We start from the raw sequence: 11,464 nt of genomic DNA on the forward strand, positions 1-11,464 counted from the left end.
TCAACCAAAACGCGCATATCGAACACATGCATATCTTCGATGACCTTGATCGCCAGTTGATCGCCGCCTTGCGTGAGGACGGGCGGGCCCCGATATCGAAGCTCGCGACGATTCTCGGAATCTCGCGCGCCACCGTGCAAAGCCGCCTCGACCGGCTGCTCGAAAGCGGGGCGGTGCTCGGCTTCACCATCCGCTCAAGGCACGATTACGATGACAACACCATCCGGGCGATCATGCTCATCGAGGTGACCGGCCGCTCGACCACTGCGGTCATCAAGCAGTTGCGCGGCCTGCCGGAGCTGCATTCCCTGCATACCACCAACGGCGCCTGGGACCTGGTGGCGGAGATCCGAGCATCGAGCCTGAGCGATTTTGACCGCGTGCTGCGCGAGGTGCGCACGATCAACGGGATTTTGAACAGCGAGACCAGCATCCTGCTCTCGTCGGTGGAATAGACGGACATCAGCGCGCCAATTTGCTGTGAGATGCCAGAATATGGCCCTGAGCCGCGGTTGCGAATCGCCCCGGCTCCGGCGCAGCATCGCGGCAATAGCCGGAGGATCGATGGCATCGGCACACCAACCCAATTTCTTCGCGCTGCTCGAGGTGGAAATCGACGCGCTGGGAACGGAAGCGCGGGAAAAACCACGCCGCAAGGCACGGACAAAAGCGGGTGGCCCTGTGCCGCTTCCGGGCCGTCTGCCGGTGGTCGCCTACGACGCGCAGCAGGAAGCCTGGGCCAGCGAACTGGAACAGTCCGGCCGGTATCGCATCCTGCGCCAGTTGCGGTTCAGGCCCGTCGTCTCTCGCGCGCCCCTGCCGGATGAGAAGGTGGCCGTCATCGTCGATGTGGAAACCACGGGCCTCGACCACACCAAGGATGAGGTAATTGAACTCGGCATGGTCGCTGTCACTTACAGGGACGACGGCAGCTTCGGCGATGTGATCGCAACATTCAGCGAATTGCGCGAGCCGAGCATTCCCATCAGCGCAGAAAGCGTGCGCATTACGGGGATCACGCCGGAAATGGTTGCCGGCAAGGTTCTCGACCTTGATGCCATCACCCAGTTCATCGAGCCGGCCTCGCTCATCATCGCCCATAATGCGCGCTTCGACCGGCCATTCTGCGAGAAATTGGCGCGAGGCTTCGACGTCAAGGCCTGGGCCTGTTCAGCTTCGGAGATCGACTGGGCGAGTTTTGGCTTCGAGGGCGTCAAGCTCGGCTATCTCGTCGGCCAGTCCGGCTGGTTCCACAATGGCCATCGCGCGGTGGACGATTGCCATGCCTTGCTCGAAGTGCTTGGAGCACCGCTCAAGGACGGCAGGGGTCCGGCCTTCTCCAGACTTCTCGCCAGTGCTCGCCGCGCTCGCTATCGCATCTGGGCCGAATACAGCCCCTTCGACATGAAGGATGTCCTGAAGGGGCGCGGCTATCGGTGGAACGACGGCTCAGATGGACGTCCCAAGTCCTGGTGGGTCGAGACCAGCGACGAGGCTCTCCAGGCCGAGTTGCAATTCCTGCGGACCGACATCTACCAGCGTGATGCCGACCCGCGTGTTGACCGCATCACCGCTTTCGAGCGCTTCAAGTCCGCGCGGTGATCGCGGTACGTCAGGCGTTGTTCAGGAACTGCTGATAGCGCTCCTTGGTCTCGTCATTCATGGGATAAAGCCCAGGCAGTGCCACGCCGCGATCCACCTCCTGCATGATCCAGGCTTCCATACGCTCCTGATCGACCGCCTCGGCCGCGACCGCCTCCACGAGCGCGGCGGGAACGACGACCGCGCCGTCATCGTCGACCACGATCACATCGTCGGGGAAGATGGCGACGCCGCCGCAGGCCACCGGCTCCTGCCAGCCGACGAAAGTGAGGCCTGCAACGGAAGGCGGCGCGGCGACGCCCTGGCACCACACCGGCAGACCTGAGGCCTCGACGCCGGCGATATCACGGACTACGCCGTCGGTGATGAGGGCCGCCACGCCGCGCTTGGCCATGCGCGCGCAGAGAATGTCGCCGAAGATTCCGGCGTCGGTCACGCCCATCGCGTCAACGACGGCGATCACGCCATCCGGCATCGCCTCGATAGCGGCGCGCGTCGAGATCGGCGAGGCCCAGGACGCGGGGGTGGCCAGATCCTCACGTGCCGGCACGAAGCGAAGGGTGAAGGCGGAGCCGACGAATTTGCCCTGGCCTGCCCGCAACGGCTTAGCACCGCGGATCCAGACGTTACGCAATCCCTTCTTCAGCAATACGGTCGTCAGCGTCGCGGTGGAGACGCCTTCGAGCGTCACGCGCAGGTCAGAGGAAAGCGCCATCGAGTTTGTCCTCGCCAGAAGTGAGAGACGTATGACTACGTCGCTCGTGGGCGGGGGACAAGGGCGACCGCTTAGAGTTTCGCGACCGTGTATTCCGTTTCGATCGACGACGCATGCATCTGATGATCGAAACCATAGATGTGGATGGAGATCGCTTCGCTATCGCCGCAGTTCTCCATGCGGTGGATATTCGGCCCGGACGGCAGCATGCAGGCAACGTAGCCCGGTGCGCGGTCATGCACCTCGACGGGCACAGCCTGGGTCGCGTTGATGGCGCGGTACCAGGTTTCGCGGATGACCCCACTGACGACGCCAAAGCAGCAGGAGCAATGATGGTCGTGAATGGAGGTGGCGCAACCTGGGCTCCAGACCATCGCCCAGATGCTGACCTGGGCATCGCCGGCCAAGAGATTGCGGGCATAGCCACCGGGCTTGCGCTGCAATGGCAGCCCCGCGAACGGATCGGCCTGTGCGACGAGATCCTCAAGCACCCGGCGCGCCGCCTTGAGGTAATCCCGCGATAGAGTGTCGGAGTCAGTGTGCAGACCACGCAGGAGCGCACTGCCACGCATCTCGTTGATCAACAGTCCCTGCATGACAATTCCCTCTCCAGCAACTCAAGGGGAATTTTACAGCCGAACCAGGGAAATAGATTTGCGAGTTTGCGCGCAAATGCCAGCACTATGAGAAACCGATTTCCGATTTTCCGATGATTGGAGAACCGTTTTGCAACTCGGGAGAGCGCATTGACACCCAATTCCATCTGCCCATACTGCCGCGCATGAAACTTGATGCCTTTGACCGGAAGATTCTGGCGCTCCTACAGGAGGATTCGAGCCTGCCCCTGGCAGAGATCGCGGCACAGGTCGGCCTGTCGCAGACCCCGTGCTGGCGACGCATCCAGAAGCTCGAGGCAAGCGGCATCATCCGCAAGCGCGTGGCGCTCCTTGACCGCAAGCAGCTTGGTGTCGGCGTCACGGTCTTCATTGCGGTCAAAACCAACGTCCATTCGCTCAAATGGCTCGAACAGTTTCATGATGCTGTCCGAGAGCTCCCGGAGATCATCGATTTCTACCGGATGAGCGGCGATATCGATTATTTGCTCAAGGCCTATATCGCGGACATCAGTGCCTATGATGCGCTCTACAAGAAACTGATCTCGCGGATCGAGCTGAGCGACGTGACATCCATGTTCGCCATGGAGGAGCTGAAATCGACCACCGCGATATCCCTCGCCGGTGCCGGCGCGTCCTAACCCCAACCGATGTTCCGGGGACGGCGACGGTAAACGGGATAACGCGGGGCGCGCTCAACGCAGGAAACGACGGAAGCGACGCAGCGCGAGGAAGAACAGCACCCCACCGATCAGCAGAAGCGCCGCGAATTGCGGCCAGACGACAGAAAAACCCGCGCCTCTGAACAGGATCGCTTGCGCCAGCATCACGAAATGAGTGTTGGGCGCCGCCAGCATGATCGTCTGGATAATCTCCGGCATGCTCTCCCGCGGCGTGGTGCCACCGGACAGAACCTGCAGCGGAAGCAGGACGAGCATCAGCAGCAAGCCGAACTGCGGCATCGAGCCGGCGACGGTCGCCAGAAAAATTCCCATCGATGTCGTGGCAAAGAGTTGCAACGCCGTGCCCGCCACGAACAGCGCGACAGAGCCTTGAATGGGAACGGCGAGAAGGCCTTGGACAATGAAAATGATGGACAAGCTGGATGCCACGAGGACCACCAGCCCCATTGACCAGACCTTGCTTACCATGATCTCCGTCGGGGTGACTGGCATGACGAGGAGATGCTCGATCGTGCCATGCTCACGCTCCCGGATCAGCGCTGCTCCGGTCAGGACTATGGACAGCATCGTGATCGACGAGATGATGTTGTTGATGGCCCCGAACCAGCCTTTGTTGAGCTGGGGATTGAACCGCGCGCGCAGGGCCAGGGCGACGGGGACGTCTGCTTCGCCGCGATGGCGGTTGAGGAATTCTGTCACCTCGCCGGAGACAATCGCCTGAATGTAGCCCCCACCTGTGAAGGCCTGAGACATGCGCGTCGCATCGATGTTGAGCTGGATCGTTGGCGATCGGCCGGCGAGGAGATCCCGCTGGAAATTCGGGGGAATATTGATAGCGAAGGTATCCAGGCCTTCGTCCATCCGCGCGTCCATCTCATGCGGACTGATGACTCGCGGCACCACGAAATAGGGTGGATAGAAAGCGGTCAGGATGCGGGAAGAGACAGGCGACTGGTCTTCGTCAACGATCGCGATTGCCGCGCGATTGAGCGTTTCCGGCACGGCCGTGGCACCCGTATAAACGGCGAGCGTAAACGAATAGACGATCAGGATCAGGAGCATCGGGTCGCGGACCAACCCCCGAAGCTCCTTCACACCGAGATTGACGATATTCGCGAGCCTCATGCTCAGCTCGCCTGTTTCTTGAGAAGCAGCGTGCCGAGCCCGAACAGGACCGGCACAGCGATGACAAGAGGCACAAAGGAACTCGCCAGATCGCTGAAATCGAGCCCCTTCGAGAATGTGCCCCGCGAAATCGTCATGAAATAGGTCGTCGGGTAGATTCGCCCAATGAAGGCCCCCGCCCCCTCCAGCGATGAAACGGGATCGATCATGCCGGAATACTGGACAGCCGGTATAAGAGTGATCAGCGCCGTACCGAAGATCGCCGCGATCTGGCTATTCATGAAGGCCGAAATGACAAGCCCCATCCCGGTTGTGAAGATCACGTACAGGAAAGCCGCCGCGGCATAGGTAGGAAAACTGCCGGTGAACGGCACCTGGAACACGAAGACCGCAAAGGCTGTGAGCATCACGAAATTCAGCATTGCCAGCGCGATATAGGGGAGCTGCTTGCCAAGCAGGAACTCCATCTTCGTGACCGGGGTGACATAGAAATTGATGATCGAGCCGAGCTCCTTCTCGCGCACGACGCTGAGGACAGCGAGCATGGCGGGGATCATCAGGAGCAAAAGCGGGATGACGGCCGGGACCATCGCGACAAGGCTTTGCACATCCGGGTTGTAGCGATAGCGAATTTCGAGCTGGAAATCGCCGACCGTAGCTGCGTTGCCATAGAGCTGGCGTGCTTTCTGAGTGAGCCAGGTCTGGTGCATGCCCTGCACGTAACCCCGGACCGTCTCGGCGCGCTGCGGCATGGCGCCGTCGATCCACGCCCCCACCTCGACCGCCCGGCCTCGCGCGACATCACGGCCGAAGCCTGGGGGGATCTCGATCGCCAGGCTGATATCGCCGCTCGCCATCCGGCGGTCCAGGTCATCATAGCCCGTGATGGGCGGCCGTTCTATGAAGTAGCGTGAGCCCGCGATCTGCTGGACGTAGTCCCGGCTAACGGTGGTATCGTCGCGATCGAGCACCGCGAAGGTCAGATCCTCAACGTCCATATTGATGCCGTAGCCGATGACGAACATCAGCAGGACGGAGCCCAGGATCGCCAGCGTCGCACGGATCGGATCGCGTCGCAGTTCCAGCGCTTCGCGTTCGCTATAGGCGAACATCCGCCGGATATCGAAGAAGCGGCGCTTCGGAGCCACCGTCTCCCTTACGCCTTCCGACACCGGGGCGGCCTTAACGGCTTTCACCTCCAGCGATGGCTTGGGAACGGCACCCGGCCTGAGCGATGCATCATTGATGGCATCTTCCAAATAGCCGACGAACGCTTCCTCAAGCGTCGCTGCGGACCGCTTCTCCACGATGGCCTTCGGCGTATCGCTGATCAGCACCTTGCCGGCATGCATCAGCGAAATGCGATCGCAGAGTTCGGCTTCGTTCATGAAGTGGGTCGATACAAAGATCGTGACGTTATCTTTGCGCGACAGGTCGGACAGGATCTGCCAGAAGCCGTCGCGCGCCACCGGATCGACGCCGGATGTCGGCTCGTCGAGAATGAGGATATCCGGTGAATGAATAAGGGCCACTGCCAGAGACAGCCGTTGGCGGATGCCAAGCGGGAGGGCGTCCGGCAAGCTATCGAGCACGTCCTCGAGATCGAAACGGTTTGTCATGTCCGCGATGCGGGCGGGGATGTCAGCTTCGGGCAGGTTGAAGAGGCGCGCGTGGAGCTCGAGATTCTGCCTGACCGTCAGTTCAGTATAAAGCGAGAAGGCTTGGGACATGTAGCCGACACGACGGCGCACCTCGATATCCCGCGGGTCGACCTCCCGGCCAAACAGCCGGGCAATGCCATCACTGGCCGGCAAAAGTCCGGTCAGAACTTTCATCGTCGTGGTCTTGCCACAGCCATTCGACCCGAGGAAGCCGAAGATCTCGCCGCGCGGGATCCGGAAACTCACGTCGTTCACAGCGGTGAAGTCACCGAAGCGGACGGTGACATGCTCGGCCTCGATCGCGATCTCGGCGTCCGCCCCGTCAGCGCGCGGCGGGATGACCACCGTCTTGTGATCTCGCCGTTCATCCTCCGGCAATAACGCAATAAAGGCCGCGTCGAGGTTGGCGGTTCCGGTCTGCTCAAGGAGCGTCGCCGGGGAGCCAGTGGCCAGCACTTCCCCCGCGTTCATCGCGACGAGCCAGTCGAAGCGCGCGGCCTCCTCCATGTAGGCCGTCGCGACGATGACGCTCATGCCGGGCCTGTCCCGTCTGATGTCGTCGATCAGTTCCCAGAACTGCCGCCGCGACAACGGATCCACACCCGTCGTCGGTTCATCGAGGATCAGAAGATCCGGATCATGGATGAGTGAGCAGCAAAGGCTCGTTTTCTGCTTCATGCCACCGGACAGCTTTCCAGCTGGGCGGTCAGCGAATTGCTCCATGCCGGTGCGCTGGAGAAGCTCCGCTATGCGTCGCTCCCGCTCCTTGCGTCCATGGCCAAAGAGGCGGCCGAAGAAATCGATGTTCTCGAAGACGGAAAGGGTTGGATAAAGGTTCTTGCCGAGTCCTTGCGGCATATAAGCGATGCGTGGGCAGGTGGCGAGGCGATGGGCGGCATCGGCAATATCGCCACCGAGAACATGCACGCTACCTTGCTGGACCGCGCGGGCGCCGGCGACCAGGGAAAGCAGGCTCGACTTGCCGACGCCGTCGGGCCCGATCAGACCAATCATACGCCCGGCAGGTACGTCCAATGTCAGATCCTTTAGCGCACGCACCTTGCCATAGGCGAGATTGACGGCGTTCAGGCGGACAACCGGATCAGAGACGGGCGATGGCTTCTCAGCCGGAGGCCGGGTCATTGAACCAGCGTTCCCGACAGGCGTGCAGGCCATTCGGCGCTCGGGTCAAGCCGGATATAGGCCATCCCGGGCAGCCCGGTTTTCACATACTGGATGTATTTCTTCAGAAGCTCCTGCGGGATACGCGCCTTGACCCTGAACATGAGCTTCTGCCGCTCCTCCTCGGTCTCGACGGTCTTGGGCGTGAACTGAGCGACATCGGACACAAAGGTCGCCTTGGCGGGGATGACATATTGCGGCGCGGCATCGAGGACGAGGCGCACATCGGTGCCGATCGCGACGCGCCCGGCCTGCGCCGTCGGCAGAAAGAAGGTCATATAGACCTCGCTGAGATCGACGAGATTGAGTACACGACCGCCAGCCGAAAGGACTTCGCCGGGCTGGGCGACGCGGTACTGCACGCGCCCGTCGCGCGGAGACCTCAGCACCGCATCATTGATATCGGTCGTGATGCTTTCAATTTGCGCCTTAGCCGCGTCAACGGCCGCTTCCGCATCGATGACCTGCGCCTTGGCCGCACCGATCGCGGCCTCCGACGCAGCAAGTTGAGCCTTCGCTGCGCTGATCGCGGCGCGCGCGCCTTGGGCTGCAGCCCTGTCGTCATCCAGCGTTTGCTGCGAGGTGGCGTTTGTCTTGATCAGCTGCTCGGAGCGCGCCAACTTGCGATCTGCCGTATCCAGTTCGGCTTCGCGCTGCGCCACGACCGCTTCAGCCGCCGTTCGCTCCGCTTGCCGCTGCGTGACAAGGCTGCGCGCGGTATCGATGCTGATCTCAGCACGACGTAACTGTGCCTCAGCCTGGCGTCGTTGAGCCTCCAGCTGGTCGGTGTCCATACGAGCCAGCACCTGGCCGGCTACGACGAGATCTCCCTCATCAACGAGAATCTCCCGAATTCGGCCCGGTGTTTTCGTCGAGATGTCGATCTCGACGGCTTCGATGCGACCGTTGCCGGATGCGATACCAGCCGGAAGGTCACTTCCTGTGAGTTTCTGCCAGCCATAGTAGGCTGCCCCGATGACGATCACTGCCAGAACAGCGAACAGCCACGGTCTTTTACTCCAGGTCATGACATCGACTCCGTATTACGCAGCGGCTCAAAGGTACGGTGTAAGACGAGCAAATGTCATCCCACTTCAACGACCGGTCCAGAGTTTCCATACTGCCCCACAAGGTAGCAGGCCGCCAAATTCTCACCTGGGCCATGCGCCGAGCCGCGACGAAGCCATCGGAAGGCTACGATAAGCGGCGTCACAGGTGAGAAGCTTTTCGGCTGATCCCGAGGAGGACTGGCAGCTTTCGCCCACCCCATGCGGGCTTCCCGGACATAGCGAGGCTCGACATGGCTGCACGTCAGAATGCCGGCTGGATTTTTTTTCCCAAGTCGCCAAGCCTCCAGGGATTGGGCGCGATACTCCAATGCAGGCTGTCGCCCCGAACGCCTGGCGCGCGAAGTCCGGATGGAAGCAGAATAGTGAACCGTAGGTATGACCGGTTGGATTCCTCTCGGCGCCGGCGCAAGGTGCGCCGTTGCGAGGGCTTTCGAATCGTTCATGGTCTCAGTCTTAGAGCGCCCGTGAGGGTTAGACTAACGGACGAGCAACAAACCACTTTGACACATGTCAACGCGGGTCAACAGCTGTTGACTGATTGTCGGCGATGGAGCTAGCCTCGCTGCAGAGGTTTGTTTCTAACGTCGACTTGCGGGTAGCACCGCTGGAGCAATGAAAAAGCCCGAGATCAACCACTTGCGGTTTGTTCTGCAATAAAGAGTATAAGGTGCGGCCAAGATATCGCCGATTATCTGAACTAGGATAAAGACTTTCTCGCAACAGGCTATAGTCCCCTTACAAAGTCGAGCTTCTCATGGGAACTGCAGCAGTCTGCCTACCGCCGCCCGCTTCGACGCGCTCCCGCATTCTCAATGCGGCAATCAAGCGTTTCGCGCGGTTCTCCTATGAGGAGACTGGCCTACGCGACATCGCCGACGACGTCGGCGTCGATGTCGCCTACGTGCATCGCAGCTTCGGCTCCAAGGAAAGACTGTTCGCGGAAGCTGTGCGCGCTACGGCACAGGCCGAGCGCATATCCGCCCTGGGTGAAGCAAACTTCCCGAGTGAGCTCGCGCGGGAGTTCCTGGCGGAGGATCCCGAAACAGAGCACGGTGTCCGGCCGCTCGATATTTCCGTGCGTTCCCTCTCAAGTGCCTCGGCTGCGTCGGTTCTGCGCGAGTTCATTCTCAACGACGTGATCGTCCCGCTGAATGAAAAAATTCAACCGCCCGATCTCAGACGCGCGGCATTGGTTGCGGCGCTGCTGGCTGGCCTCGGAATCCTGAAGGACGTGCTGAAGATAGACCCACTCGTCAACGATGATGAGGGTGAACTCGAACCACTCATCCGCGATGCAATTGCCGCTATTATCAAGCATCCGACCGGGAGCTGAAGCCACCAATTTTGCAGAATGTGCGAGCCGACATGCATGATTGCGCATTCACTGCCACGGCCGGGTGAGAGGCTGCCTCTATGGTGTCAGGTTGTGTCTTCTCGCGTCGAGTCCTCAAGTTCATGTTTCCGGCTGCGAGGTTGTGCAATTTGGCCCGCGCGCGACCCGCTCTTGGCGTTCCTGCCGCTCGGTGGCTCGCACAGGCGGTGCCCGCTATGCGCCACCGGAACATAGGTTACTGGATACGAGGCGGACTGCTGGGAACGCTGTTCATCCTGCTTGCTGCCTGCGCCACCAGGCCGGGGCCGGATGCGCTCAATACGGTCAGCTCAGCCCCAGGCGCAAAGCTCGTCAAGGTCTATGTCGCGACAACCCGCGACCGGACGAGCACCGATAGCAACGCCTTTACTGCTGACCGCGCACTGCAACTGAACTATGCGGAATTCACCATCGCTATCCCGCCGGGGCATAAGCCAGGCGTCATCGAATGGTCGGCGGGAACAAACGATCCAGCGCGCAATTTCGTAGTCGTTGGGCAGGAAATCCTTGACGCCGGGCAATTCTACAACCGAGTCGCGCGCCAACGCGGAACAAGACGGCCGGAGCGGATTGGTGTTTTCGTGCATGGCTTCAACACCAACTTTCAGGAAGCGGTGTTTCGCTTGGCGCAGATGGCGGCCGACGCCGACATCGACGGATTGCCGATTCTCTTTGCCTGGCCGTCTGAGGCAACGGTCACCGGCTACATCGCCGACAGGGACGCCGCGACCTATTCGCGCGACGGGCTCGTGCAGCTTCTGACAACGCTCACACGCGCATATCCGAGGGACGAAATCACGCTCGTTGGACACAGCATGGGCGGGTGGCTGACCGTGGAGGCGTTGCGGCAGCTCAAGCTGACAGGCCGCGTCGACGTCCTTAACCGTCTCGACGTGGTCCTCGCGGCCCCGGATATCGACATTGATGTTTTTCGAAGCCAGATGATGGTCATTGGGCCGCTGCGCCAACCGATCACGGTGCTTGTGGCCTCGGATGACCGCGCCCTCTCCCTGTCGGGGAAGCTCGCGGGCGATCGCCCGAGGCTCGGCGCGCTCGATATCAATGATCCCCGCATCCAGGAAGCCGCCTTGAAGGCCAATTTGCAATTTGTGGATATTTCCAAATTGACGGCGTCGGATAGTTTGAACCACGACCGCTATGTCAATCTCGCGCAGCTCTACCCCAGCCTCGCTGCGACGGCCGGCAACGGTGCGGGCAATGGGTTGAGGCGTGCGGGTGCTTTCATCTTCAACGCAGTCGGAGCCACCCTCTCCAGTCCCTTCGACCTCGCCGGCCGCGCCCTGGCGCCGAACTGAGGCCAGTGAGGCCAAGGACGACGATGAGCGGCCTCAGGCAACGATCAGAGGTTCCAGCTCCTTGTCCAGCCTGATGGTCCTGATGAGACCGTCCTGGCTGTCATGGCGCAGCACGACGAGGGCT

10 protein-coding genes are annotated in these 11,464 nt (G+C 61.2%); 5 read left to right on the forward strand and 5 right to left on the reverse strand.

The genetic code is table 11. The features are described from left to right. The first annotated feature begins 26 nt into the window (after positions 1–26). Both KIO76_RS29030 and KIO76_RS29035 read left to right on the forward strand, forming a co-directional pair. Positions 27–455 (forward strand): Lrp/AsnC family transcriptional regulator, encoded by a 429-nt coding sequence (locus tag KIO76_RS29030; protein ID WP_213327169.1) that lies wholly within the window; start codon positions 27–29, stop codon positions 453–455. Positions 456–564: 109 nt separating this feature from the next. Beyond that, positions 565–1,602, forward strand: coding sequence for a 3'-5' exonuclease (locus KIO76_RS29035; RefSeq protein WP_213327027.1), 1,038 nt, complete (start codon positions 565–567; stop codon positions 1,600–1,602). A 10-nt stretch (positions 1,603–1,612) separates the two neighbouring features. Here the strand turns inward: KIO76_RS29035 and KIO76_RS29040 are convergent, their stop codons facing one another. After that, positions 1,613–2,317, reverse strand: coding sequence for a ribonuclease activity regulator RraA (locus KIO76_RS29040; RefSeq protein WP_213327028.1), 705 nt, complete (start codon positions 2,315–2,317; stop codon positions 1,613–1,615). 71 nt (positions 2,318–2,388) lie between these two features. Beyond that, on the reverse strand, positions 2,389–2,913 hold the full coding sequence (locus tag KIO76_RS29045) for a cysteine dioxygenase (RefSeq protein ID WP_249730078.1): 525 nt from the start codon (positions 2,911–2,913) through the stop codon (positions 2,389–2,391). Between the two features lie 185 nt (positions 2,914–3,098). On the opposite strand from KIO76_RS29045, the gene KIO76_RS29050 reads away from it, so the two are divergent. Continuing rightward, positions 3,099–3,572: an Lrp/AsnC family transcriptional regulator gene (locus tag KIO76_RS29050; RefSeq protein WP_213327029.1), complete on the forward strand. Its 474-nt coding sequence runs from the start codon at positions 3,099–3,101 to the stop codon at positions 3,570–3,572. A gap of 54 nt (positions 3,573–3,626) precedes the next feature. On the opposite strand, the gene KIO76_RS29055 is transcribed toward KIO76_RS29050, so the two are convergent. Genes KIO76_RS29055 through KIO76_RS29065 form a run of 3 tightly spaced genes read right to left on the reverse strand, consistent with a single transcriptional unit; the run spans position 3,627 to position 8,610 of the window. Then, positions 3,627–4,739: an ABC transporter permease gene (locus KIO76_RS29055; protein WP_213327030.1), complete on the reverse strand. Its 1,113-nt coding sequence runs from the start codon at positions 4,737–4,739 to the stop codon at positions 3,627–3,629. Positions 4,740–4,741: 2 nt separating this feature from the next. Then, the gene (gene rbbA, locus KIO76_RS29060; protein WP_213327031.1) at positions 4,742–7,543 is read right to left on the reverse strand and encodes a ribosome-associated ATPase/putative transporter RbbA; all 2,802 of its coding nucleotides are present in this window, start codon (positions 7,541–7,543) and stop codon (positions 4,742–4,744) included. Then, a complete protein-coding gene (locus KIO76_RS29065; RefSeq protein WP_213327032.1) occupies positions 7,540–8,610 on the reverse strand; it encodes an HlyD family secretion protein in 1,071 nt (356 codons plus the stop codon). Before KIO76_RS29065 ends, rbbA begins: the two co-directional genes overlap by 4 nt. A gap of 796 nt (positions 8,611–9,406) precedes the next feature. Between KIO76_RS29065 and KIO76_RS29070 the strand changes: the two genes are divergently transcribed. Together KIO76_RS29070 and KIO76_RS29075 are read left to right on the forward strand one after the other, a co-directional pair. Next, the gene (locus tag KIO76_RS29070; RefSeq protein ID WP_213327033.1) at positions 9,407–9,985 is read left to right on the forward strand and encodes a TetR/AcrR family transcriptional regulator; all 579 of its coding nucleotides are present in this window, start codon (positions 9,407–9,409) and stop codon (positions 9,983–9,985) included. A 215-nt stretch (positions 9,986–10,200) separates the two neighbouring features. Beyond that, on the forward strand, positions 10,201–11,340 hold the full coding sequence (locus KIO76_RS29075) for an alpha/beta hydrolase (protein WP_213327034.1): 1,140 nt from the start codon (positions 10,201–10,203) through the stop codon (positions 11,338–11,340). The last annotated feature ends 124 nt before the right edge of the window (positions 11,341–11,464 follow it).

The sequence above is a fragment of the Chelatococcus sp. YT9 genome (genome assembly GCF_018398315.1).
GTDB lineage: Bacteria > Pseudomonadota > Alphaproteobacteria > Rhizobiales > Beijerinckiaceae > Chelatococcus.